The sequence below is a fragment of the Bacillus sp. 1780r2a1 genome (genome assembly GCA_024134725.1).
Classification (GTDB): domain Bacteria; phylum Bacillota; class Bacilli; order Bacillales; family Bacillaceae_H; genus Priestia; species Priestia aryabhattai_A.
Window position 1 is genome coordinate 3,323,103 of the sequence record CP099863.1, and the last position, 24,178, is coordinate 3,347,280.

25 protein-coding genes are annotated in these 24,178 nt (G+C 38.8%); 6 read left to right on the forward strand and 19 right to left on the reverse strand.

The window, feature by feature from the left end:
• Nucleotides 1-69 precede the first annotated feature (69 nt).
• Nucleotides 70-714: a stage II sporulation protein M gene (gene spoIIM, locus NIZ91_16710; GenBank protein ID USY54372.1), complete on the reverse strand. Its 645-nt coding sequence runs from the start codon at nt 712-714 to the stop codon at nt 70-72.
• Nucleotides 715-811: 97 nt separating this feature from the next.
• Entirely contained in the window at nt 812-1,363 is a 552-nt protein-coding gene (locus tag NIZ91_16715) for an NUDIX hydrolase (GenBank protein ID USY54373.1), read from the reverse strand.
• A 71-nt stretch (nt 1,364-1,434) separates the two neighbouring features.
• Between NIZ91_16715 and NIZ91_16720 the strand changes: the two genes are divergently transcribed.
• Together NIZ91_16720 and NIZ91_16725 are read left to right on the forward strand one after the other, a co-directional pair.
• Complete coding sequence (locus tag NIZ91_16720) at nt 1,435-1,587, forward strand: Z-ring formation inhibitor MciZ (GenBank protein USY54374.1); 153 nt, start codon at nt 1,435-1,437, stop codon at nt 1,585-1,587.
• 115 nt (nt 1,588-1,702) lie between these two features.
• Complete coding sequence (locus NIZ91_16725) at nt 1,703-2,611, forward strand: aldo/keto reductase (protein USY54375.1); 909 nt, start codon at nt 1,703-1,705, stop codon at nt 2,609-2,611.
• 31 nt (nt 2,612-2,642) lie between these two features.
• Here NIZ91_16725 and NIZ91_16730 read toward each other — a convergent pair whose 3' ends face one another.
• From NIZ91_16730 to NIZ91_16745, 4 genes are all read right to left on the reverse strand, one after another.
• The gene (locus tag NIZ91_16730; protein ID USY57202.1) at nt 2,643-2,888 is read right to left on the reverse strand and encodes a YqkE family protein; all 246 of its coding nucleotides are present in this window, start codon (nt 2,886-2,888) and stop codon (nt 2,643-2,645) included.
• A 68-nt stretch (nt 2,889-2,956) separates the two neighbouring features.
• The gene (locus tag NIZ91_16735) at nt 2,957-3,625 is read right to left on the reverse strand and encodes a CoA transferase subunit B (GenBank protein USY57203.1); all 669 of its coding nucleotides are present in this window, start codon (nt 3,623-3,625) and stop codon (nt 2,957-2,959) included.
• Nucleotides 3,626-3,642: 17 nt separating this feature from the next.
• Nucleotides 3,643-4,332, reverse strand: a complete 690-nt coding sequence (locus NIZ91_16740; protein USY54376.1) for a CoA transferase subunit A — start codon at nt 4,330-4,332, stop codon at nt 3,643-3,645.
• A gap of 234 nt (nt 4,333-4,566) precedes the next feature.
• A complete protein-coding gene (locus NIZ91_16745) occupies nt 4,567-5,754 on the reverse strand; it encodes an acetyl-CoA C-acetyltransferase (protein ID USY54377.1) in 1,188 nt (395 codons plus the stop codon).
• 177 nt (nt 5,755-5,931) lie between these two features.
• Between NIZ91_16745 and NIZ91_16750 the strand changes: the two genes are divergently transcribed.
• Nucleotides 5,932-6,843, forward strand: a complete 912-nt coding sequence (locus tag NIZ91_16750; protein ID USY54378.1) for a hydroxymethylglutaryl-CoA lyase — start codon at nt 5,932-5,934, stop codon at nt 6,841-6,843.
• Between the two features lie 24 nt (nt 6,844-6,867).
• Here the strand turns inward: NIZ91_16750 and NIZ91_16755 are convergent, their stop codons facing one another.
• Nucleotides 6,868-7,206, reverse strand: coding sequence for an iron-sulfur cluster biosynthesis family protein (locus tag NIZ91_16755; protein ID USY54379.1), 339 nt, complete (start codon nt 7,204-7,206; stop codon nt 6,868-6,870).
• A 169-nt stretch (nt 7,207-7,375) separates the two neighbouring features.
• Between NIZ91_16755 and NIZ91_16760 the strand changes: the two genes are divergently transcribed.
• Nucleotides 7,376-7,564: a CDGSH iron-sulfur domain-containing protein gene (locus NIZ91_16760; GenBank protein ID USY57204.1), complete on the forward strand. Its 189-nt coding sequence runs from the start codon at nt 7,376-7,378 to the stop codon at nt 7,562-7,564.
• Between the two features lie 241 nt (nt 7,565-7,805).
• Here NIZ91_16760 and NIZ91_16765 read toward each other — a convergent pair whose 3' ends face one another.
• The gene (locus NIZ91_16765) at nt 7,806-8,597 is read right to left on the reverse strand and encodes an SDR family oxidoreductase (GenBank protein ID USY54380.1); all 792 of its coding nucleotides are present in this window, start codon (nt 8,595-8,597) and stop codon (nt 7,806-7,808) included.
• Nucleotides 8,598-8,663: 66 nt separating this feature from the next.
• The gene (locus tag NIZ91_16770; protein USY54381.1) at nt 8,664-9,617 is read right to left on the reverse strand and encodes an MBL fold metallo-hydrolase; all 954 of its coding nucleotides are present in this window, start codon (nt 9,615-9,617) and stop codon (nt 8,664-8,666) included.
• A gap of 250 nt (nt 9,618-9,867) precedes the next feature.
• Here NIZ91_16770 and proI point away from each other — a divergent pair, with 250 nt between their 5' ends.
• Nucleotides 9,868-10,722: a pyrroline-5-carboxylate reductase ProI gene (gene proI, locus NIZ91_16775; GenBank protein USY54382.1), complete on the forward strand. Its 855-nt coding sequence runs from the start codon at nt 9,868-9,870 to the stop codon at nt 10,720-10,722.
• A gap of 130 nt (nt 10,723-10,852) precedes the next feature.
• Nucleotides 10,853-11,869, forward strand: a complete 1,017-nt coding sequence (namA, locus tag NIZ91_16780) for an NADPH dehydrogenase NamA (protein USY54383.1) — start codon at nt 10,853-10,855, stop codon at nt 11,867-11,869.
• 34 nt (nt 11,870-11,903) lie between these two features.
• Here namA and rnz read toward each other — a convergent pair whose 3' ends face one another.
• From rnz to NIZ91_16830, 10 genes are all read right to left on the reverse strand, one after another.
• Nucleotides 11,904-12,821, reverse strand: a complete 918-nt coding sequence (gene rnz / locus NIZ91_16785; GenBank protein ID USY54384.1) for a ribonuclease Z — start codon at nt 12,819-12,821, stop codon at nt 11,904-11,906.
• Between the two features lie 85 nt (nt 12,822-12,906).
• Nucleotides 12,907-14,271, reverse strand: coding sequence for an aspartate aminotransferase family protein (locus tag NIZ91_16790; GenBank protein ID USY54385.1), 1,365 nt, complete (start codon nt 14,269-14,271; stop codon nt 12,907-12,909).
• Between the two features lie 87 nt (nt 14,272-14,358).
• Nucleotides 14,359-15,828 carry a CoA-acylating methylmalonate-semialdehyde dehydrogenase gene (locus NIZ91_16795; protein USY54386.1) on the reverse strand — a complete coding sequence of 490 codons (1,470 nt, stop codon included), beginning with the start codon at nt 15,826-15,828 and terminating at the stop codon, nt 14,359-14,361.
• Nucleotides 15,829-15,978: 150 nt separating this feature from the next.
• Nucleotides 15,979-17,610, reverse strand: a complete 1,632-nt coding sequence (locus tag NIZ91_16800) for a PucR family transcriptional regulator (GenBank protein USY54387.1) — start codon at nt 17,608-17,610, stop codon at nt 15,979-15,981.
• A 156-nt stretch (nt 17,611-17,766) separates the two neighbouring features.
• The gene (locus NIZ91_16805; protein USY54388.1) at nt 17,767-17,964 is read right to left on the reverse strand and encodes a hypothetical protein; all 198 of its coding nucleotides are present in this window, start codon (nt 17,962-17,964) and stop codon (nt 17,767-17,769) included.
• A 268-nt stretch (nt 17,965-18,232) separates the two neighbouring features.
• On the reverse strand, nt 18,233-18,445 hold the full coding sequence (locus NIZ91_16810) for a hypothetical protein (GenBank protein ID USY54389.1): 213 nt from the start codon (nt 18,443-18,445) through the stop codon (nt 18,233-18,235).
• A 9-nt stretch (nt 18,446-18,454) separates the two neighbouring features.
• Nucleotides 18,455-19,933 carry an NCS1 family transporter gene (locus tag NIZ91_16815; protein USY54390.1) on the reverse strand — a complete coding sequence of 493 codons (1,479 nt, stop codon included), beginning with the start codon at nt 19,931-19,933 and terminating at the stop codon, nt 18,455-18,457.
• A gap of 111 nt (nt 19,934-20,044) precedes the next feature.
• Complete coding sequence (gene hydA, locus NIZ91_16820) at nt 20,045-21,460, reverse strand: dihydropyrimidinase (GenBank protein ID USY54391.1); 1,416 nt, start codon at nt 21,458-21,460, stop codon at nt 20,045-20,047.
• 22 nt (nt 21,461-21,482) lie between these two features.
• Nucleotides 21,483-22,763 (reverse strand): NAD-dependent dihydropyrimidine dehydrogenase subunit PreA, encoded by a 1,281-nt coding sequence (preA, locus tag NIZ91_16825; GenBank protein USY54392.1) that lies wholly within the window; start codon nt 22,761-22,763, stop codon nt 21,483-21,485.
• Between the two features lie 23 nt (nt 22,764-22,786).
• Nucleotides 22,787-24,154, reverse strand: coding sequence for an NAD(P)-dependent oxidoreductase (locus NIZ91_16830; protein USY54393.1), 1,368 nt, complete (start codon nt 24,152-24,154; stop codon nt 22,787-22,789).
• Between the last annotated feature and the right edge of the window lie 24 nt (nt 24,155-24,178).

The following is a 24,178-nucleotide window of genomic DNA, read 5'->3' on the forward strand; positions in this document are numbered from 1 at the left end:
GTGGAAGGGGTGTCAAAATAAAATTATTATAACGTAAATAAAAGAATGTTTTTAAAATAAGAATAACTATTATTTATTTACTAAGCTCATCATCGTTTTCATTAATGTAGGAGAAACATAGCCTTCAATTAAGGATGCACACGCAATTAGAACAAATACTCCTACTAGGATACCACTGTAACGAAAGAAAGAAGCAGCCACCTGTTCCTTTGCTCCCTTAAAGAACTGTTGACGAATAAGCTTTAGAGAAAATGCTACGGAAGCTGTTGTTAAGATTAAAAATGCAGGTATTAAGAAAATGTTTTGTGGCATTACCGAAACAAAAGATAGCGCAAAGCCGGAAAGCCCCATACGATTCACTAAAAATCCAACCGTAAACCCAATAACCATTCCTTTAATAAAAAGTAAGATTAACACGACTGGTAGGCCGATGATGGCTATACCTAAAATCCAAATAAGTCCTAGATATTTTACGTTATGAAAAAAGCTTTGTTGAAACATTTCAGTACTTGTGGCGACTTCTCCAGTTTTCACTAGGCCAAAGAAACGGTTTAGATAAAAATAAAGATCTTCTTTTTGATCGACAGTTAAGCTATTGACTACGATAGCTCCAAAGATAATCCCCATTAAAAACAACACTGTTACAAATAAATAAATTGAACTATTATCACGTAAGTGCTGTGTATAAGCACGCTTCACCCACATTTTTCTCATCGTCTTCCCCCTATCAATCACTTGATAGAGTATATGATAGATTCAGCGCAACTATGACAGAGATTACTCTACTTTTTATAGTAGAAACGAATATTAGTTACTCCCCTAAGGCACTTCGAAGCTGTAAATATTGAACGGCATACGCTGTTTTGGCATCGTAAATTTCATTTACTTGAATCATGTGAAGCGCTTCTTCGATGCTTACTTCCACCACTTCAACAAATTCATCCTCATCTAGGCTTGCTTTTGTTTCCATAACTTCTAACTTCTCAGCTGTATAGAGATGTACAAGTTCATCGGCAAAGCCAGGGGACGTATAGAAAGAAATAATATGTTTCAGTTCTTTACATGTATAACCCGTTTCCTCTTCTAGCTCACGTTTTGCTGTGGCGATAGGTTCTTCTCCTTTTTCAAGTTTACCTGCTGGAATCTCCACTAAAACTCGATCCATCGCTTTACGATATTGCTTGACCATTACTAGCTTATGGTCAGCCGTTAATGCAATAACAGCAACTGCTCCAGGATGCTTAACAACTTCTCTTGTGCTCGTTTTCCCGTTCGGGAGCTCTACCTCTTCTACCTGTAAATCAATCACTCTTCCTTTAAAAATCTCTTTTTTCGCAAGCGTTTTTTCAATTAAATGATCCATTTTATCCACCTCGTTCTAAATTTAAATCCTTTACATATATTCTATCATATGACTTTTAGGAGGTAGAAGAAATGAAAGTTTATGTAGAAGGTAAGCAAGTAATTCTAGTAGGCAAAGCATGGGAAATCCGTCAAAAGCTAAAAGAATATGGTGCACATTTTCAATACGTTCACGAATGGGTCTCTTCTATTTCAAATGAATCAAAAAAGGTAATAAACAGTTAAGCAGTGCTAGCTAAGCGCTGCTTTTTTTTATGTATCGTTGAGTGAATTAGTTGAGTTTATAAAAATATCCAGGCTACAATATAATAGATAAAACGGATTTAAAGGAGTGGATAGGATGAAAAAAAGGCAGCTAGGTTCTTCCAATCTATTGGTTAGTGAAGTTAGCTTGGGATGTATGTCTCTAGGAACAGATATGAAAAATGCTGAGCGCATTATAGATGAAGCCGTTGATCTTGGTATCAATTATTTTGACACGGCTGATTTATATGATTTTGGTATTAATGAAGAGATTGTTGGTCAAGCGTTACAACATAAACGACAAGATATTATTTTGGCTACAAAAGTAGGAAACCGCTGGAATGATGTTGAGGATGGTTGGCGCTGGGATCCATCAAAAGCATACATAAAAGATGCTGTAAAAGAGAGTTTACACCGACTAAAAACTGATTATATTGATTTATATCAGCTGCATGGAGGCACAATTGAAGACAACATTGACGAAACAATTGAAACGTTCGAAGAGCTAAAAAAAGAAGGACTCATTCGTGAATACGGAATTTCGTCTATACGCCCAAACGTTATTCGCGAATTCGTAAAAAAATCTTCAATTGTGAGCGTAATGATGCAGTATAGCCTATTAGACCGTCGACCTGAAGAAAGCGTGCTTCCCCTTTTAAACGAACATACTATCAGCGTGGTAGCAAGAGGTCCCGTTGCAAAAGGATTACTAACCAATCAAGCTTACCAAAAGCTTTCTTTAAATAACTCAGGTTATTTAACTTATACGAAAAAAGATTTAGAACAGCTTATACCTGCTCTACAGACAGTGGAACCAGACTTAAATCACGCAGCGTTAAGTTACTGCCTTTATCATCCTGCTGTTGCGTCAGTAGTAGCTGGAGCAAGTAGTCCAGCTCAGCTTCGTGAAAATGTACAAGCTGTTGAAAAGCTTCCATTAAGTGAACTGCACTATGAAAAGCTTCAATCATTAACTCAAGCAAATAAGTACGAAGCGCACCGTTAAATAAAAGCTCTTGCCAATAAGGCAAGAGCTTTTATTTAAATTCATTCCATTTCAAATTACTTTCATTAAATAATTCTTCAAATGATTTATTTTTTTCTCTTTCTTTTCGAGCGCGCTCTTTCTCTTTTTGCTCTTCCTCAATTCTCTGCTCTTCACGCTTCGCAAGCGCATGTTTTTTTGCCTGAAGCTGCTTTACTAAATCGCTATTCAGTTGATCTTTTAAGCTAATTTGATCATCTTTCTTCTTTTGGCTGTTCTTTTGCTTTTGTTTTGCCATCATTATTCACCCACTGCAATTAAATTATGATAGACATTTTACCATAAGCAAATACCTACAACAATTAATTAAAATGCATCTAGCTTTACATTTTCGTCTACTGCTAAATCTGGAGCGGTTGATTGAATAATATCATCGACCGTATAGCCTGATGCTACTTCTATAAGCTTTAGTCCGCTATCGGTTACATCAATCACAGCACGATCCGTAATAATGCGGTTCACAACGCCTTGACCTGTTAAAGGAAGCGTGCATTCTTTTAAAATCTTAGGCTCGCCTTTTCTAGTCACATGTTCCATAATAACAATAATGCGCTGAGCTCCGTGGACAAGATCCATGGCCCCACCCATGCCTTTAATCATCTTTCCTGGGATCATCCAGTTTGCTAAATCACCAGTTTCAGAAACTTCCATACCGCCTAAAATCGCAATGTTAATATGACCACCACGAATCATTCCAAACGACTCAGCGCTATCGAAATATGCTGCTCCATCAATGGCTGTTACGGTTTCTTTACCGGCATTAATTAAATCTGGGTCTACGTCTTCTTCTTTTGGATACGGTCCAATACCTAATAATCCATTTTCTGACTGCAGTACCACCGTTTTATTGTCTGAAATATAATTGGCAACAAGTGTTGGAATACCAATACCTAAGTTTACATAAAATCCATCCTGAATTTCTTTTTCTGCTCGCTTTGCAATTCGCTCTCTTACATTTACACCATTTTCAATCATCATAACCGCTCCTCTCGTTATTTTTGAACCGTTAAGCGTTCAATACGTTTTTGCTGTTCACCAACAATTAAAGACTGAACATAAACACTCGGTGTATGAATCATATTTGGATTTAATGTACCGGTTTCGTGAAGTTCTTCTACTTCAGCGATTGTCACTTTACCTGCAGCTGCAATCATTGGACTAAAGTTGCGAGCTGTTTTATTGTATATAAGATTTCCCATGTAATCAGCTTTCCAAGCTCTTACCAAGCTGACATCTGCCACTAATGCTTCTTCTAATAAATATTCTTTGCCATCAAATATTCTCGTTTCTTTTCCCATCGCAATTGGCGTGCCAACTCCTGCTGGTGTATAAAAAGCTGGAATCCCTGCTCCTCCAGCACGAATCTTTTCTGCAAGCGTCCCTTGTGGTAAGAGCTCTACTTCAATCTCTCCTGATAGAACTTGACGCTCAAATTCTTTATTTTCACCAACATAGGAACCTATCATCTTTTTAATTTGCTTGTTTTTTAATAATAACCCTAGTCCCCACTCATCAACTCCACAGTTATTGGAGATAACCGTTAAGTCTTTCACCCCTTTTTCGACTAACGCTAAAATGAGATTTTCCGGAATGCCACAAAGACCAAATCCTCCAACCATAATTGTCGAACCATCTTTTACTGGCTTAACTGCTTCAATAAATGATGTATGTACCGGTTTCATACATAACCCACCCCTTTGATTTTTTGAAAACGCTTACTTTTTTATTATAGAATATTTAGAACTTTTTTTAAATATATAACTAGCAATTATAAGTAATTATTTTTTCGTTCGAAAAAGTTATAGGTATTTTCTATACTATATGCCCACTATTTAAGAACGTTCACTTCGTTTAAGAATATATATCATAAAAAAAAGCCATGAATGGCTAAAATAGCTTCATGGCTTTTTGTTTTATTATGGACGTTCTACTAATGTAGCAACACCTTGTCCGCCACCAATACATAGCGTTGCAAGGCCTAGCTTCGCTTCACGTTTTTGCATTTCATGAATAAGAGAAACCAACACGCGAGTTCCACTAGCTCCTATTGGATGTCCTAGTGCAATTGCTCCACCGTTAACGTTTAATGTTTCTTGGTTAAATTTAAGCTCACGATCAACAGCAATTGACTGTGCTGCAAACGCTTCGTTTGCTTCTACTAGCTCAACATCCTCTAAAGATACTGCTGCTTTTTCCAATGCTTTTTTTACAGCGCTTACTGGGCCGATTCCCATAATACTTGGGTCAACACCAGCACTTGCATTAGATTTAATTGTTACTAAAGGTGTTAAACCTAGCTCATCTGCTTTTTGACGGCTCATTACAACAACAGCTGCAGCACCATCATTAATACCAGAAGCATTTCCAGCAGTTACAGAACCATCCTTTTTAAATGCAGGACGTAACTTGCCTAAGCTTTCTGCTGTTGTACCAGCACGTGGAAACTCATCGCGATCAAAAATGGTTACTTGACCTTTGCGTCCTGGTACTTCTACAGGCACAATCTCATCTTGGAATCGTCCTGATTCAATAGCAGCCTCTGCTTTTTGCTGGCTAGCAGCTGCAAAAGAGTCCTGTTCTTCACGCGTAATGCTATATTTATCACATAAATTTTCTGCTGTAATTCCCATATGATAATCATTAAAAGCACACCATAATCCATCTTGAATCATGCTATCAACGACTTTTTGATCTCCCATTTTAAATCCATTGCGAGCATTCTTTAACAAATATGGCGCTTGGCTCATATTTTCCATTCCACCCGCTACGATAACTTCAGCATCACCAGCAAGGATCGCTTGAGTTGCAAGATGAACTGCCTTTAGTCCTGATCCACACACTTTGTTGATTGTTAATGAAGAAACTGTTTCTGGTAATCCAGCTGCAAGAGCTGCTTGTCTAGCCGGGTTTTGACCTAATCCAGCTTGCAAGACGTTCCCCATAATTACTTCATCTACATCATTTGCTGCGATTCCTGCTTTATTTAGTGCTTCTTTAATGACTACTCCACCTAAAGTTGGCGCAGAAACATTTTGTAAGCCTCCCCCAAAGCTGCCGATTGCCGTTCTAACAGCGCTTACAATGACCACTTCTGTTTGACTCATGTCGTTAACCTCTCCTTACTGTTTGATTACTGTCACATATATGCTTATTCGACAACCAACTTAATTTTCCTGTTGTAATTTCGATTATTTTGTAAAAATTTATAATTTTTATTGAATTTAAACTTCCATCCTTTAAAATAAGTAATTGAAAGCGTTATCAAAAAAAGGAGGAGAATTATGTCATTACCTTCTAAAGCAACCATCATTGAAGTGGGACCGCGAGATGGGCTCCAAAATGAAAAAGCGTTTGTACCAACTCCTGTAAAAATTCAGTTTATTTCTTTACTAAAAGAAGCTGGCCTATCGGAGATTGAATTAACTTCTTTTGTGTCGCCAAAATGGGTACCTCAAATGAAAGATGCAAATCGAATTATGCAAGCATTTCCATTGCAGCATTCTACTAATGACCGTCATATTGTTCTCGTTCCAAATGAGCAAGGCCTAACTAAAGCGCTTGAAGAAAATTGTCAATCTGTTGCTTTATTTATCGGCGTCAGCAACTCGTTTAACCAGCATAATATTAATAAAACTACCACTGAAGCTCTTCACCAGCAGCTACCTCTTATTGAGAAGCTTAAAGAACGTAACGCCTACATTCGCACATGCATATCAACTTCCTTTTATTGTCCGTATGAAGGGAAAATTAATCCAGACAAAACCATTGAACTGTGCGCACGCTTTGTAGAAGCTGGCGTAAACGAGCTAAGCATCGCCGATACAATTGGAATGGCTAACCCCAAAGACGTTTTTACTCTCTTTTCATCATTGAAACGCGCATTTCCTACGGTTTTGCTAAATGCACACTTTCACGATACAAGAGGAATAGCCATGGCTAATATTTATGCTTGCCTTCAAGCTGGCGTCATGCGCTTTGACTCTTCAGCTGGCGGAATTGGCGGATGCCCATTTGCTAAAGGTGCAACAGGAAACATTGCAACAGAAGACTTAGTTTTTATGTTAGATGAGATGGGTGTTCAAACAAACGTGAACAGTGAAAAGCTTCTGGCTGCTGTTTCGTATATTGAACCTTACCTTTCACATCCAATTTCAAGCAAACAATATCGCCTCTATCAATTAGCTAAGCAATAAGAAAGTAAAAAAGCACGGTAGAATCTACCGCGCTTTTGCTGACTGGTCAATAATTGACATTCTTGGATTTAAAATTTGGGATGGACTTTTTAGCATGAATGTTCCAGCAGCATCACTGTAATCAATCGTCATATTATCATCCATAAACACTTGCTTTGTTTTCTCAACAAGAATGTCACCACCATTTGTTGAAACAACAACATCATCAAATTCTTTATCAGCAACAATCCAAAGTGATGTAACGCCGCTTACAACACAGCCACAGCCGTCCGTATCATATTTCAATTTTAAAAACAGAGATGAGTTTTGGTCATATTTTTCAGCCACTTTTTCAAGAGCACGATTAGTAAATGTAATATTCATTCTATCGCTCCTTTTAAATAAATGTATAAACGATGCGAACATGTTTATATAATGAAGTATAATATACAATGCTCACTCCATAAACTATTACGCTCATTAATATAGACTATGGAAGAGCGCTTATCATACATAAGGAGGAATTAACTTGTCAAAAGTTCAAATCAAGGTAATGGATAACGGATCATTTCGAGTGACTGGTGATGTTGAATTGATCGATGCTGAGGGTAATAAGTATGAAACGAAACCCACGTTTTCACTATGTCGATGTGGCATGTCACAAAAGATGCCCTTTTGTGACGGAAATCATAAAGGTAAATTTGAGTCTTGTGTGCGTGCTAAAGCCGTATTAGACGAGTAATCTGTAACTGCTTCAATGAGTAATAACTCCTCTGTATCTGGGCTAGCTACAGATTTAGATTGATTCGGATGTAATGCTGAACAAGAGGCTGTTACACCTCTCACTCGAACAATGGCTATTGATGATGAACGGGAGACTGCATTGCGGTTGATGGAGGTCACACGGCATACACACGTCCTGGTAAAATGCTTTATGACCCAGCCTACAAAAAATAAGCTCATGCCCATTGAGGGCATTGAGCTTATTTTTTATAAAACGCATTTCCTGCTAGTGTTTCAACCAACCGAGGCGCAACCTGATAAATTGTAGAGCCAATGCCCATCCATCTTGGCAAGTTAATCTCTCGCTTATTGGTGCCAATCGATTCAACGACTTTTTTTGCAACATCCACTGGGTCAAGCATCATATTTTTCATGCTCTTTTCATAGGAACCTGTTTGATCGGCAATTGTAAAAAAGTTGGTTTGAATTGGACCTGGATTAACTGCAGTGACGCGTACATTAGTTTTAGCAATTTCGAGACGTAGTCCATTTGTAAATCCTAATACAGCATGCTTTGAAGCAGCGTATCCGCTAGATTTAGGCGTAGCAAGCTTACCTGCTTGAGACGCGATATTAATAATGTGACCTTCATTTCTTTCTAACATAGCTGGTAAAACAGCTTTCGTACACGCGATTAGCCCTAGTACATTTACTTGAAACATGGACGAAATTGTATCCATCGAAGCTTCCGTCACTTCCTCAAACACACCAAAGCCAGCGTTGTTAATCAGCACATCAATTTTAGGAACATCTTCCATAATTTTACCTATGACAACTTCAACATCACTTAGATTGGCAACATCTAATCGATATGTACGGCAAGTAACTCCATGCTTCTCACTAATCTGTTCTGATACTTCTTGAAGGCGGGCTTCATTTCTAGCAACAAGGATTGGGTTAGCTCCTTTTTTAGCTACTTCATAGCTAATCATTTCTCCTAATCCGCCAGATGCACCCGTAATTAAAATATACTTTCCTTTAAGATTATTCATTTTTACACCTCAATTGTACAAACTCAGTGTTTTTAATCTTATCTTTCTATACTTAAAAAAACAAGCTCAATGAGTATGATAAACAAAATGATTCCCTTCATATTGACAACTAATTTGGCGGAGGCTTTCAAGATAGTCTAGTTGCCCTACCGTTTCAGACATCGTCAACCCTAATTCTTTTTCATACACGGATGGAAACAAGAATTTACAAACATCGAATGCAGACATCGGCTTGTTCTTTAAAAGCTGATATACTTTTTCAGCTCGTTCTCTTTGCTTAGCTAGTCGTTCTGACACAAGCTTACTTACTTCATTCACTTCGTCTCCATGGCCTGTGTAGATACATGAAATAGGCAATTCAGAAAGACGACGAAGAGATGAATTATATTGAAGCATTGATTTCTTTCGTTCCTCACCTTCATGATACGGAGGCTCAATAAGTGGATTAGATGAAATATGCTTAAGCAACACATCTCCCCCAATTAAAGTTTCGCTTTGCTCGTGATATACAGCAATATGACTTTGAGCATGCCCTGGCACTTCAATAATACTCCAATCTTCCAAACCTTTTATTAGACTACCTTCTTGAATTTGAGTTGTTAGTGACCTGTCACAAGAATACTTCATTGAATGACGTAAGCCTTTTAGATATTTTCGAAACCGTTCATCTACGCCAAGCTGTGTGAAGAACCCGGTGAAAAATTCGTCATACCGATCAAAAAAAGCGGAATCTTTTGAAATCCACGGCTCGTTTCTCCAATGTCCAATTACAGGTGTATCTGGTGAAAAATAATCAAGCATACCTACATGATCCGGATGATGGTGTGTCAGTAATACTTGATCGATATCTTCTACATGTAAGCCAATTTCATTTAGCTGTTTCGTAAAAGAATTCCAAGCTTCTTCGGTCTTCACCCCTGCATCAATTAAAGTAATGGATTCCCCTTTTAGTACATATACATTTACATCTCCAACTGCAAAAGGTGTTGGCAATATGAACTTGTGAATTTGTTCCTTCATAACGTTGTCCCCTTCTAAGCAATGACGTTTTCTTTAAGTGTACACGATTCCAATATACATTCATACAATATGCTTTCTTTTCTGAAAATTAGATTGACATCCATCATTTTCTCAGTGCATAATTACAACAATATGCTTATAAAATCAACTAATAGAAGAAAGCTTATATGTATTAAATCCAACGACTTCATACAGAACAAAAAGTATTTTTATTCATTAATAAGTATATAAAAAGGAGGTTCATCCCTTGATGAAACAACCATTAAATATTGCTTTTATCGGTGCTGGATCAATGGCTGAAGCCATGATTTCAGGGCTAATTAGCACAAATAAATTTAAACCTGGACAAATTCACGTTACAAATTACAGCAACGACGCACGACTTCATGAATTACGTAATCAATATAAGATTAATATTACCCGAAATATTCCTTTAATCGTTCAAAAAAGCGATGTAATTATATTGGCAGTCAAACCAAAAGACGTTGTAGAAAGCATTGAAAGTATTAAACCTTATATCCATAGAAGCCACCTTATTATTTCTGTCCTTGCAGGAGTGTCAACAACGAGCATCCTATCGTTATTTCAACACGATGTGCCTGTTGTTCGAGCTATGCCAAATACTTCTGCTTCAATTGGTTTGTCTGCAACAGCTATTTCCAAAGGAGAGCACGCTAACGACGAGCATATAAAACTAGCAGAAACTCTCTTCCATACAGTTGGAACGGTTACAGTTGTTCATGAAGAACAGCTGCATGCCGTTACAGGCTTATCAGGCAGCGGACCCGCATACGTTTATTATTTGGTAGAAGCGATGCAAAAAGCTGCGCTACATCAAGGGCTTGAATCAGACGTAGCGAAAGACTTAATTACACAAACATTAATTGGTGCAGCTCAAATGCTTCGAACGTCTCCAAAGAGTCCTACGACGCTACGAAAAGAAGTTACAAGTCCAGGGGGAACGACAGAAGCAGGACTAGAACAGCTGACTGATTACGAATTTCAAGAAGCCCTTATCCAATGTATTGACAAAGCTACACTTCGCTCAAAAGAATTAGGCGAAGCCATTGATGAAAAAATGATGAGCAGTCGTACGTCACGTTAAAACCTCAGCATAGTGCTGAGGTTTTTTTACTAAATGACCATGAAACAGCAAAGCATATAAAGTGAAATCTACTAAAGCTCAGTGCTATAATGCATTTTGTTAGGAACTCGAAATAATGGAGGGATATGAAGTGACTGCTAAATTATTTACACCCTATGAAGTAAAAAATGTAAAGCTAAAAAACCGTATTGTTATGTCACCGATGTGCATGTATTCATGCGAAAAAGAAGACGGCATCGTAACAGATTGGCACCTAGCTCACTATACCTCACGAGCAGTTGGACAAGTTGGATTAATTATGATTGAAGCGACTGCTGTAACACCTGAGGGTCGTATTTCTTCACGTGATTTAGGAATTTGGAATGACGAGCATGTTGAGGGATTACAAAGACTTGTTAACCAAGTAAAAGCGAACGGTAGTAAAACAGCAATCCAGCTTGCACACGCAGGCCGTAAAGCAACGGTAGATGGAACAATCTACGCTCCTTCTGCTATTGCATTTGATGATGAAAGTAAAACACCTGCTGAAATGACAAAAGAAGATATTGAGCGTACAATTGCAGCTTTTAAAGAAGGTGCACAGCGCTCGAAGCAAGCAGGTTTTGATATTATTGAAATTCATGGAGCGCATGGATATTTAGTTCACCAATTCCTGTCTCCATTAAGCAATAAGCGTACGGATGAGTACGGTGGCTCTGCTGAAAACCGCTATCGTTTCTTAAAAGAAATCATTGATAGTGTACAAGAAGTATGGGATGGACCTCTATTTGTTCGCGTCTCTGCAACTGACTATACTGAAGGTGGATTAACTGTCAATGACCATGTAACATTCGCTACATGGATGAAAGAACAAGGTGTTGATCTAATTGATGTAAGTTCAGGAGCACTTGTACATGCCAAAATTAACGTATATCCTGGCTACCAAGTGCCATTTGCAGAACAAATTAAGCAAGAAGCAGCTATTGATACTGGTGCTGTGGGCTTAATTACAAGCGGTCTACAAGCTGAAGAAATTCTCCAAAGCAAACGTGCTGACCTTATCTTCGTCGCAAGAGAACTACTGCGCGACCCTTATTGGCCACGTACTGCTGCCACAGAATTAAATACAAATATTGAAGCACCTGTTCAATATGAACGAGGATGGTAAAAAAGTGAGGGTCCTTATGGCCCTCACTTTACTTTTATTCAACAGGAAAACTTGCTAAGTCTGAAGCAACCACAGTGTACTTAAATTCCTTCAGCGCGCCTTCTACTAAGCTTTCAACAGCTTGACCTTGATATCTCGCACTTATGTGAGTAAGGATTAGCTTCTGCACGTTCGCTTGCCGAGCTACTTGTGCCGCTTGCTTGGCTGTGGAGTGATAATAATCATAAGCTAGTTTTTCATCTCCCTCAGCAAATGTTGCTTCATGAACTAAAACGTTCGCATTCTCTGCAAGCTTGGTGCTATTTTTACACATTCGCGTATCGCCCAAAATGGTTACGATTTTTCCCGGTCTGGATTCTCCAATGAATTCCGCTCCGTTAATTTCTCGTCCATCTTCTAGACAAATCCTTTTGCCTTCTTTTAACTGCTTATAATGAGGTCCTGGTTGTACTCCAGCTTCCTTCAAACGCTCTACCTGTAGTGCACCCGGTAAGTCTTTTTCAACGATTCGATATCCATATGACGTCACGCCATGCTCAAGCTTTGCACATTCTACTTTAAACGTACTGTCTTCAAAAATGACCCCTTCATTCACTTCAATAACTTTAAGACCATACTTCAAGTGGGTTTGGCTAACTTCTAACGTAACTTTAATAAATTGCTCAATACCAGGGGGACCGTATACGGTAAGAGGTTCTTCTCCTCCTTGAAACGATCTGCTACCTAATAAACCTGGAAGGCCATAAATGTGGTCACCATGCAAGTGCGTAATAAAAATTTTCTCGATGCGACGAGGGCGAATGGAGGTATGTAAAATTTGATGCTGCGTTGCTTCTCCGCAATCAAAAAGCCATACGGCACTTCGCTCTTGCAGAAGCTGCAAAGCAATCGACGAAACATTTCGTTGTTTAGCTGGTACTCCGGCACCCGTTCCTAAAAATAATAGTTCCATGTGCTTCTTCCTTTCTACTTAACCCAAACGTGAATCCGAACAAAAAGCCTGTATGCACATTATACAGGCTTTTTCCTTACCTATGCTACTTAATTGTTTGAAGTGCCTCTGTTAATACAGAAATAAGAAGGTTTAAATCATCCTTTGGAATCATGAGAGGCGGTGAAAGAGTGAGCACATTATTATAGCCAGCTACTGTTGCACCGTTTTTCCCAATAATAACTCCTTTTTCTTTACACTTTGCAATTACTTGATTCACCAACTGTATATCCAGGGGCACTTTGGATGTTTTATCAGACACAAGCTCAATCCCTACCAGCAGTCCTTTTCCACGAATGTCTCCTACATAAGGGTGTTCTTTCAATTCTTCTTTTAACTCATTCAATAAATAGGTTCCCATCGTTTTGGAACGATTATATAAACCTTCACTTTCCATAATCTCTAGGTTTTTGAGTGCAAGTGCACAGGCAGCTGGACTTCCTCCAAATGTGTTTACATGTCGAAAATATTCATACTGATCGCTACCTTTAAATGCTTCATAAATTTCTCTCTTGACCGCTGTTGCCGACAAAGGTAAATAAGCACTTGTAATACCTTTTGCCATCGTAATAATATCAGGCTTCACGCCATAGTTCATAAATCCAAACGCTTCGCCTGTGCGTCCAAACCCACATATAACTTCATCTACAATCAATAACGCTCCGTGCTTTTCACAAACATCTTTTACCCCTTGCATATAGTTATCTGGTGGAATTAAAATGCCTCCGCCTGTAATAATTGGCTCCATTATAACTGCAGCGATTGTTTCACTAAGCTCCCACGTCATTGTTTCATCAATCACCTTCACCGACTGAAGCTGCTCTTTTGGTGCATCTATTTCATCGACACCTCGGTAGCTATCAGGAGGTGGGACATGAAGAAAACCAGTTGCTAAAGGTTCGTACTTGTATTTACGCTGAGCTTGACCCGTAGCTGATAATGCCCCCATTGAGTTTCCATGATATCCACGGTACCGTGAAATAATTTTATACCGCCCCTGTTCCCCTTGTTGCTGATGATATTGCCTCGCAATTTTAAATGAGGTCTCATTCGCTTCTGATCCGCTATTAGAGAAAAAGATCACATATTCTTCTCCTAGCAATTCATTGAGCTTTTCAGCTAATTGAATTGCAGGAGGGTGACTTTGCGTTAAAGGAAAATAGGCTAGTTCTTTGAGCTGTTCATATGCTGCCTGTGCTAGCTCTTCTCTTCCATACCCAATATTTACGCACCAAAGCCCTGCCATAGCGTCTAAAAAGCGATTTCCATCCTCATCTGTTACCCAAGCGCCCTTTGCTTTTTCTACTACCATAGTAGCTTCAGGAGAATAAGGTTTCATGCCGTGCCATAAATATTGCTCATCCTTATTTTTTAAGCTTTTATTCTTTTCCCCACTGCTAGCTTGAACCATTGCGTTCACTCCTTCTGATTCCAATAATTATATGGATGAAGAGACCCCGACCAAAGCCGAAGTCTCTGTTTTCACCTAATAAATATGTTAAAAATCAAAGCGTGATGTTATCATCTTTTTACGCGTATAAAAGTTTAATCCGTCTTTTCCATTTACATGTAGATCTCCATAAAAAGAGTCTTTCCAACCTGAGAATGGGAAGAAAGCCATAGTAGCAGGCACTCCTACGTTGACACCTAGCATACCAGCATCTGCTTCTTCTCTAAATTGGCGGATTGCTTTTGCATCCTTTGTATAAATTGTTGCACCATTTCCAAATCGAGATTTTTCAATATATTCTAACGCTTCATCTAAACTTTCCGCTCGAAGCAGACTTAATACTGGTGCAAATAGCTCTTCTTTTGCAATGGTCATAGCAGGTGTTACGTGATCAAAAATCGTTGCGCCAAGAAAATTACCTTCCGAATGATCTTCCATTTCTTTACGACCATCTCTAACTAAATGAGCACCTTCTTCCACTCCAGCTTCGATATAGCCAAGTACTTTATCTCGATGTTCTTTACGAATAACAGGCGTTAAAAGCACTTCATCCTGTAACCCACTGCCCATAACTAATTCATCTGCTTTTTGCTTTAACTTCGCAACGAACTGTTCTTTAACACCGTCTACCACCACAACAGCACTGCATGCCATACAGCGCTGCCCAGCGCTACCAAAAGCAGAACTTATAATATGGTTTACAGCTTTATCTATATCACAATCTGGCATAACGATATGATGGTTTTTGGCACCTGATAAAGCCTGAACTCGCTTGCCTTGAGCCGCAGCTTGTTCATACACATATTTAGCAACTGGCTGGGAGCCAACAAAAGAAACTGCTTTAATATCCTCATGTTCAATGAGACCATTTACCACATCATGTGCACCATGCACAAGATTTAGTATGCCGGATGGAGCTCCGGCTTCTGTAAACAACTCAGCTATTCGCGTAGCTAATAAAGGAGTACGTTCTGATGGTTTTAATACAAACGTGTTTCCACAGACGATAGCTAACGGGAACATCCAAAGCGGAACCATCATTGGAAAGTTAAATGGCGTAATTCCTCCCACAACTCCAACTGGATAACGGTACATTTCTGAATCAATTTCTTCCGCAATATTGTTAAGTGATTCACCCATAAGTAGCGTTGGTGCTCCCGCAGCAAATTCTACACATTCGATACCACGTTGGACCTCTCCATAAGCTTCTTTATAAGCCTTTCCATTCTCTTTTACTACGAGTCTTGCAAGCTCTTCATGATGCTCGATAAGCAAGTGTTGAAAGGCAAACATCAGCCTTGCTCGTTTCGGAGCTGGTACATGCCTCCATGTTTTAAACGCTTCTTTCGCATTTTTAACAGCGTGGTCAACATCTTGCTTCGTTGAGAGAGGTACTTTTGCAAGCGTCTTTCCTGTTGAAGGATCAATTACATCTTGAAACTGATTGCTTGCTGAAGCAACCCACTTTCCACCCACATAGTTTCTTAACTGCTTTGTATCTTCATTCACGACTGACATCCCATTAGCCCCCTTTTAACATACAATCTTACTTTTATTATCATTAATTCTTGCTTCGGATTCATTAGACAGAATGTGAAATAGAAGTTCTGTATGGTTTCACACATTGGGTAATGAAATACAAAACAAACCTAGTAAAATGAAAGAGAATCATGTAAAAGATGCTTTTCCTAATTTATTAATAGCAGTAGTAGATGCGTTTAGTGCAAACAAATAGTCATAGGTCATAATCATAAATTCAATGGCCATTCGTTTTTCATGAACCATAAAATCAGAACCTAATAGCTTTTCCAATTTTTCAATACGATGATACAGAGTCTGACGCACAATATATAAGCGCTTTGCTGTTTCTTGCTTTGATCCGTTACATGCTAAATATACTTTCAAAGTTTCAAATAACTTAGCATTAAATTTACGGTCGTATTCGAGAACTGGCTGTAAATACTCCATCACCACTTCTTGTAATTCCTGCTGTTCATTGACTAACGAAATAATGCGATACATGTGAAGGTCTTCATAAAAACAAATATGATTTTTCATTTCGTTGTGCAAAGTCATTTGAATCGAAACCGTTTTTTTAGCAGTTTCATAACCTTTATGAATGTAGTCTAATCGTCGATTAAACTGCCCTACCCCGATCAGCTGCACTCCTAGTGATTTGTTGACTTCTTGTAAATCACCGTGGTTTATCCAACGGTTCAAGCTTTTTTCTAACCTTTCTCTCCACGTCGTCACCTGACGTTTATTTAAAACCACCAACACTAACTCTCTCTTCTTTTCTAAAATGAGAAGATGAAAGCCTTCTTGTTCAAAAATTGCTCGAATCGTTAGCTTTAAATACGTATGATCTACCTTGACGTCTTGTACACATTGACAGCATACGATTGTTCCGCCTTGGATTGGAAAATCATTTAATACTTCTTGTAAATAATGTGTAATTTGCGAGGAAGAAATTTCACCGTTAACCCATTGAACCATCCACTCTGTTTCTTGAACTCGCTTTTTTTCTTCAACATATAAGTCTCGTAAAAAGTGCTGTGCTAGAGCTGTAGCTGTGCGATCAACCGTTAACATTTCAAGCTCTGTAAAAAAATCATTAGTTGAAAGAATATGGAGCTCTGCATAGCTTTCACCTAACAATTGAATGGAATGAGTAAAAAAGCTGCTTTGATTCTGATTTTGTTCAGTAATATGATGTTGTAATAATTGTTGTTGGGGTAAGTCTAGACAGGCTGGAAAAAGTATTACTTCATTATGTATACGAAGCCCGGCTAAAAGTCCGGTTGATTCGCAAAGATGCTGTAATATATCTTTTGGATCGTTGACAGAAAGCAGCATTTGATTCAGCTGCTGAGAGTAATTTTCTAAATCTGAAATCATTAAATAATGCTGGTTTACTAGTAACGCATGCAAATCTTGGGTTATTTCAACAAACGGCACTTCTTCATGAAATAAAATAATAGGAAATTCATGTTGATTTGCAAATTCAATGACGTTTTGAGGAATCTGAGAGGTGTACGTACCCAGTTCAATACATAATCCTGAAGCCTGACATTCGATTAACTGCTTTAAAAACGACAGGCACAATTCATTATCTTCCTTCCATCCTACACCGGTTGAAAGAATTAATTCATTCCCTTTTAGAAGCTCATTCACCCGAGTCACTTCCATCACGTGAACCCATTTCACTCGATTTGTGAGACCGACTTTACCTGCAATTACTTCACAGCTGTTAAAATGTTTTCTTTTTAAAACCTCATTAATGGTCAAATAAGATTTCAAACCCACACCACCCTTAATCAGTCTATCTCTTTATATTAGCTTAAGTTTTCTGAAAAATAAATCATTTTATCTCTTTATATTTTTTTAGAATATAATCATACACGCCTTTGCTTACATAGAATTTTGCAAAAAAAAAGCTATAAATCATTCAGCGATTTACAGCTTTTCAGCAGCTACTTGCAGCGTTTTAAAGAAACCATGTCTTTTTTTAGCTTGCTCTTTTATTCTTTGAATCTCTTGTTTATAAAAACGTAGGTCATGAAGTGACACTGCATTAAGCATTTCCATCTTAAGCTTATCTATTACTTTTCTTTCCTCAACTGTCATCACGTCTAAATCTTTCTCATTCATCATCTCTGTGTCACACCCTTATCATTTATTAAATTATTTAACGTTTACATTTTCATTTTCAAAAAACTTTCATACTATACTATTTACTACAAATCACACCCTAACTAAACCCTTTTTCCATTGTTGTAAATGAAATGTAATAACTGTTTGTAATACGTAATACTTGACATGAATAGTAACGAAAGATTTTATGATTTAGTTTCACTTTTCACCCTAATTTTTTTTTAAAAAATAAGCCTACCTCATATTTGAAATATGAAGTAGGCTTATTTTATAGTTGCTGAATTAATATTCCTGAAAAATACTTTCTAGCATCTGCCGTTAGGATATGGAGCTTTTCTTTTTCAACCTTTCCTTGCTTTATGCGTTCAAATTCTAGAAACGCACCGCTTAGATTTTCCGTCACGCTTTTAATAATAAAACCTTTTTCAATAAGAAAATCAATCTTTTCACGTTCTGCAACAAAATGCTGGTAGTCTGACATAACTTCACCTCAATCTGTTGAAATAGTTTGGTTGGATGCGACAGGTTGAATTACTTCTTCATCAATTGAGATAACCCAATCTCGACCAACTGTAATACCTAGATACTTTTCATCACTTGGTGTCTCAATCTCATCTTGTTTATAATGCTTAAACCACCAATATTTAGCTAAAACATAATAACAGACAGCGCCTACTATAAATCCAACGACAAACGAATAAGTTGATAAAAAGTAAGCACTTGTTCCACCTATAGTCCATGCTAGTAACCCAGCTATATTAAAGCCGTAAAAGTAGCGGTACTGTCCATTTTCTTCATACAGCTCTGTTACATTTACTCTACGCTTTCGCAATAAGTAGTAATCTGCAAACAAAATGCCAACAATCGCTGACAAAATCCCACCTACAATTAACAATGCTGGAACAATGATGCTGAACAAGCTCCAAGGTTGTACAATTGTGCCTACAATTCCAGCGATAACTACCCCAACCCAAAAGGGTACTTTCGGTCCACCAACATTTGAAAAAATCGTGGCAGCTGGAATCAGATTTGCTGAGATATTTGTTGACCACTGGGCAAACACAACCATCAAAAGTAATACGCCAAGCGCAAGTCCAGATGCAGCTTCTTGAAGTGCCACTACTGGATCGTAGTTCTTCACAGCAATATATGACACACCGCCAATGATAACCATAAACGTTTGAGTTAGCGGCAACGCTACTACGCTTCCTACAAGAGCCCCTTTATTACGCTTTATCCAACTCCGCTCATGTGTCGGTGCTTTAATAAACCTTGAAATAGATGGAATATCTGCCGCAAGCGTTGCCCAAAACCCCATGTTGCTCATAATGACTACGATAAATGCTGTAACAGCTGCTCCTCCTGTAACCGGACTTTCAATCCAAGCCCAAACCTCTCTACCTTGAGAAAGGGCTTGGTCTGACAGAGTTGTATACATCCAGGCTGAAATGATGATAATAACTGGCGCTGCTAGGTCTGTAAACCGTTCTACTGCTTTAATTCCAAGTGCTGTATTGATAAGCTGTAATAACGCAAAGAGAAAAAAACAAACGAGCCAGTTATTAAACCCTGCTAGAGCATTTAAAATTCCATTCATTGCCGTAGCACCAAAATACGTATTAATCCCAAACCAACAAGAAGCTGCAAGCCCACGCATAACAGAGGGAATATGAGTACCAATTGTTCCAAACGGAGCTCTCATATAAACTGGAAATGATAAACCATGTTCGATTCCAATATCAGCAATAATTGTTACAAACAAACCAATTGCAATAGATCCAATTACAGTTGCTACGACAACCCAACCGAGAGATAAGCTTTGCACACCAGATCCTCCGATTGCAAATGCAGCTAATACAACTGCCATACTAACCCACATTAACGAAAAGCCAAGCGTTCCAATCTTACGATTTTGATGCGCAATAGGTAATAAATCCGGTGATTTTAAATAGCTTTTTGATTTTTTCATTTCTTGCACCCCTCATACTATTTAGTAAACGCGTTACATTCATCATGAAGGCTGTTTTCTCTCTCTTTCTCTAGGGGTTGCGCTATGCCATAGCACAGCACAGTAGTATAGTTACAATTTCACCGGAGCTTGCTGAGCTTCATTACGCTCATTAAATTTTGACCGCTTAATGTACTCACCATAACCACTTTTACCAACAAATTGCTTTTCTTTAATCACAAACTCTCCTCTACACAATACTGAAACCGGCTCACCCGTAACTTCCATTCCTTCAAATGCGCTATAGTCAACAGCCATATGATGGGTTTCAGCCGAGATTTTGCGTTTAACTGTTGGATCAAAAATTAACAAATCAGCGTCACTTCCTACAGCAATTGTTCCTTTTTTCGGATATAGGCCAAATAACTTCGCCGTACGAGTAGAGGTGACATCCACAAACTGATTGAGCGTTATTCTCCCTTTCTGCACGCCTTCTGAGAATAAGATGCTCATACGATCTTCAATAATAGGACCGCCATTTGGAATTTTTGTGAAATCGTTCTTACCTAAATCTTTTTGTCCATTAAAATCAAATGAACATTGATCAGATCCAATCGTTTGTAGATCTCCATTTTTTAATGCATTCCACAACACTTCTTGATTCCACTTTTCGCGAAGAGGTGGTGACCAAACGTATTTGGCTCCTTCAAAATTTGGCTTCTCTAAGGCCGATTCATCTAAAACTAAATATTGTGGGCATGTTTCACCCCAAATATTTACACCTCGGTTCCGAGCCTGAGCAATTTGATTCACCGCTTCAGCACAAGATACATGCACTACATATAGTTGCGAATCTGCAAGACCTGTAAAACATGCTGCTCTACCTGTTGCTTCACCTTCAATCTCTGGGGGCCTAGTGCGCGCATGGTAAATTGGATCTGTATTTCCTGCTTCTAATGCTTTCTTTGTCAAATAGTCAATTACGTCTCCGTTTTCAGCATGTACCATAACTAACGCACCAAGCTCTTTTGCCTGAATGAGCGTTTGGTAAAGGGTCGCATCGTCCGCTTGAAAGACGTCTTTATATGCCATAAATACTTTGAACGACGTAATTCCTTCATCTTCAATAATAGTAGGAAGCTGTTCTAATACGGCATCATTCATCTCTCCAATCATTAGATGAAAGCTATAGTCAATAGCTGCTTTTCCTTCTGATTTTGCATGCCAAGTATTAATGGCATTTTGCAATGGTTTCCCTTTATCTGTTAAGCAAAAATCAATGATTGTTGTAGTCCCTCCGAACGCTGCTGCGATGGTCCCTGTTTCAAAATCATCTTTGGTGACAGTCCCTCCAAACGGCATGTCTAAATGAGTATGTGGATCAATCCCTCCAGGAAAAATGTAGGCTCCGTTGGCATCAACAACCTCACAGTTAGATTCATCTAACCCTGTTCCAATTGCTGTGATTTTCCCATCCTCAATTAAAATATCTCCCCTGTACGTATCTGCTGCTGTAACAATCACTCCATCTTTCACTAATTTTCTCATGGCTTAATCCCCCTATTGTTTGTTATACGTCTAATTTTTGTGCAGATGTCATCGCAAGTGCCGCTTGTCTTTCATTCCATGTCATAGGTGGCTGCTCACTTGCTACCTCCACCATGGAAATTGCGCCATCAACAGGACAGACAATCGAGCAGAGATTACAGCCCACACAATCTTCTTCTCTTACTTGCAAATATGGTTTTCCTGAAGGGTCTTTTAACATATCAATACATTGATGAGACGTGTCTTCACATGAAATATGGCACTTGTTACAGTTAATACATGTATTGGGATCTATTCGAGCCACAACTTTATAGTTTAAATCAAGATTTCCCCAATCAGAGTATTTCGGAACAGCTTTCCCAACAAGATCGCTCATTTTTGCAATTCCTCGCTCATCAAGGTAGTTATTTAGCCCATCAAGCATGTCCTCTACAATTCTAAAGCCATGATGCATAGCGGCTGTGCACACTTGAACCCCAGTCGCCCCCATAAGCATAAACTCCACTGCTTCCTGCCAATTCGATACGCCTCCCATACCTGAAATCGGTACGTTAATATGAGGACTTCTTGCACATTCAGCCACCATATTTAATGCGATAGGCTTCACAGCTGGACCACAGTAGCCTCCATGTGCACCTTTACCAGCCACGTGAGGAATTGTGTTCCATGAATTAATATCCACTCCGGCTAAGCTATTAATAGTGTTGATCATGCTCACTGCGTCCGCTCCACCTCTTACAGCTGCTTCTGCTGTAACCGTGATATCCGTAATATTTGGAGTCAACTTAACAATAACAGGCGTTTTCGCTACTTCTTTAGCCCAGTACGTTTGCTTTTCAACAAGTTCTGGCACCTGCCCTGAAGCTGCTCCCATTCCTCGCTCGGCCATACCGTGAGGACAGCCAAAATTTAGCTCTAAGCCGTCAACACCCACATCTTCTACACGCTTTACAATTTCATGCCATTTCTCCTGTTTCGGTTCAACCATTAAAGAAGCGATGATAGCATGGTCAGGAAATTTCTTTTTAGTCTCATAAATCTCTTTTAAATTGACCTCAAGCGGACGGTCTGTAATAAGCTCAATATTATTAAAACCCGCTACGCGCTGGCCATTGAAACTCACTGCTGCAAACCGTGATGATACATTTAAAATTGGATCTCCAAGCGTTTTCCAAACTGCTCCACCCCACCCTGCTTCAAAGGCACGCTGTACTTGATACCCTGAGTTTGTAGGCGGCGCTGATGCTAGCCAAAATGGATTTGGTGATTTAATACCTGCTAAATTTATCCGTAGATCTGCCATACTTGTTTCCCCCTCTCGTTTGTTTAAGCTGTTTCAATTGCTTCTTTCTTTAACTGAGCATGAATGCCATATGCCGTTTTCTTCCCTTGCTGTGCAGCAGTTACAACCATGGCTTCACCTTGTCCTTTTCCAAATACAACGTCACCACAGGCAAAAACTTTAGGATTGGAGGTTTGAAACGTATCTTGATTAATAATTACCACGCCACCATCTTGCTTTAATTCAAATTGATTAATTAAAGATAAGTAACGTTCTTGTCCAATGGCTTTAATAACAGCATCGACTTCAATTAAGAACTCCGACCCTTCTATTGGTACAGGCTTTTTTCGTCCATGGCCTTCCGATTCTTTTAGTTCCATTTTAATACATTCAATACCTGTCACTTCGTTTTTGTCATTTCCAACAATTCTCACAGGTGCTGTTAACCAGCGAAACTCTACACCGTCTTGCTTGGCAAATTCATATTCAAAATCATAAGCTGTCATTTCAGCACTTGTTCTACGGTATAGAATCTGCACGTTTTCTGCCCCTAATCGTACGGAACATGTTGCTCCATCAATCGCTGTATTTCCTGCACCAACAACCGCTACTTTTTTTCCTACAAACTCTGTAGTCAAAGCTTCCGATTTGGTTTTCTTCACAAATTCAATTGCATCATAAACCCCGTTTAGCTGTTCTCCCTCAATACCTAAATTTGGAACCTTACTCATTCCAATAGCAAGAACGACTGCATCATAGTTCTTTAAAAGTTCACTCGGCATCACGTCTTCACCAACGCGCACGTTTGTCTTAACTTCAACGTCTAGAGCTTTTACTTGTTGTACCTCCCAAAAGGAAATAGCTTGAGGAAGTCGAAATGATACAATTCCATAAGTATTTAACCCACCTGCTTCTTTTTCTGCTTCAAAAATTGTTACGGCATATCCAAAGCGAGCTAGCTCCCTGGCAGCTGAAAGCCCAGCTGGTCCTCCACCTACAATGGCAACTCGCTTTCCATTTGGCTTTCCTTTTGTAAATAACACCTGTTCATTTTGAATAGCCCAATCAGTAGCATACCGCTGAAGATCGCCAATCATAATAGACTTAGTCGAATGATTTAATACACATGCTCCTTCACAAAGCTCTTCTGTTGGACAAACCCTCGCACAGCTCGCTCCAACAGGATTGGATGTCATAATCGTTTGAGCAGACCCCTTTAAGTTTCCAGACGCAATTTTTTTAATAAACGTTGGTATATCAATGCCCGTTGGACAAGCTTGAATGCAAAGAGCATCGTAACAGTATAAACATCGATTAGCTTCTTCAATAGCTTCTTGATTTGACAAGCCTTTTTCAACTTCACTAAAGTTCTGTACAATTGTTTGAAGCATCGGCTGAACTGAAGACTTCATAAATCCATCCCCCTTCTAAATTGC

Bases quoted from the DNA above. Each gene is read 5' to 3' on its own strand.
- NIZ91_16725 (USY54375.1), top strand. From the start codon at position 1,703: ATGAAAAAAAGGCAGCTAGGTTCTTCCAATCTATTGGTTAGTGAAGTT.
- NIZ91_16805 (USY54388.1), bottom strand. From the start codon at position 17,964: ATGATGAATGAGAAAGATTTAGACGTGATGACAGTTGAGGAAAGAAAA.
- NIZ91_16810 (USY54389.1), bottom strand. From the start codon at position 18,445: ATGTCAGACTACCAGCATTTTGTTGCAGAACGTGAAAAGATTGATTTT.
- spoIIM (USY54372.1), bottom strand. From the start codon at position 714: ATGAGAAAAATGTGGGTGAAGCGTGCTTATACACAGCACTTACGTGAT.
- NIZ91_16745 (USY54377.1), bottom strand. From the start codon at position 5,754: ATGAGTCAAACAGAAGTGGTCATTGTAAGCGCTGTTAGAACGGCAATC.
- rnz (USY54384.1), bottom strand. From the start codon at position 12,821: ATGGAACTATTATTTTTAGGAACGGGTGCCGGAGTACCAGCTAAACAA.
- NIZ91_16765 (USY54380.1), bottom strand. From the start codon at position 8,597: ATGAATAATCTTAAAGGAAAGTATATTTTAATTACGGGTGCATCTGGC.
- NIZ91_16755 (USY54379.1), bottom strand. From the start codon at position 7,206: ATGAATATTACATTTACTAATCGTGCTCTTGAAAAAGTGGCTGAAAAA.
- NIZ91_16715 (USY54373.1), bottom strand. From the start codon at position 1,363: ATGGATCATTTAATTGAAAAAACGCTTGCGAAAAAAGAGATTTTTAAA.
- NIZ91_16720 (USY54374.1), top strand. From the start codon at position 1,435: ATGAAAGTTTATGTAGAAGGTAAGCAAGTAATTCTAGTAGGCAAAGCA.
- hydA (USY54391.1), bottom strand. From the start codon at position 21,460: ATGAGAAAATTAGTGAAAGATGGAGTGATTGTTACAGCAGCAGATACG.
- NIZ91_16830 (USY54393.1), bottom strand. From the start codon at position 24,154: ATGAAGTCTTCAGTTCAGCCGATGCTTCAAACAATTGTACAGAACTTT.
- NIZ91_16790 (USY54385.1), bottom strand. From the start codon at position 14,271: ATGGTTCAAGCTAGCAGTGGGGAAAAGAATAAAAGCTTAAAAAATAAG.
- NIZ91_16760 (USY57204.1), top strand. From the start codon at position 7,376: ATGGATAACGGATCATTTCGAGTGACTGGTGATGTTGAATTGATCGAT.
- NIZ91_16730 (USY57202.1), bottom strand. From the start codon at position 2,888: ATGGCAAAACAAAAGCAAAAGAACAGCCAAAAGAAGAAAGATGATCAA.
- NIZ91_16750 (USY54378.1), top strand. From the start codon at position 5,932: ATGTCATTACCTTCTAAAGCAACCATCATTGAAGTGGGACCGCGAGAT.
- NIZ91_16770 (USY54381.1), bottom strand. From the start codon at position 9,617: ATGAAGGAACAAATTCACAAGTTCATATTGCCAACACCTTTTGCAGTT.
- NIZ91_16740 (USY54376.1), bottom strand. From the start codon at position 4,332: ATGAAACCGGTACATACATCATTTATTGAAGCAGTTAAGCCAGTAAAA.
- preA (USY54392.1), bottom strand. From the start codon at position 22,763: ATGGCAGATCTACGGATAAATTTAGCAGGTATTAAATCACCAAATCCA.
- NIZ91_16735 (USY57203.1), bottom strand. From the start codon at position 3,625: ATGATTGAAAATGGTGTAAATGTAAGAGAGCGAATTGCAAAGCGAGCA.
- proI (USY54382.1), top strand. From the start codon at position 9,868: ATGAAACAACCATTAAATATTGCTTTTATCGGTGCTGGATCAATGGCT.
- NIZ91_16815 (USY54390.1), bottom strand. From the start codon at position 19,933: ATGAAAAAATCAAAAAGCTATTTAAAATCACCGGATTTATTACCTATT.
- NIZ91_16795 (USY54386.1), bottom strand. From the start codon at position 15,828: ATGTCAGTCGTGAATGAAGATACAAAGCAGTTAAGAAACTATGTGGGT.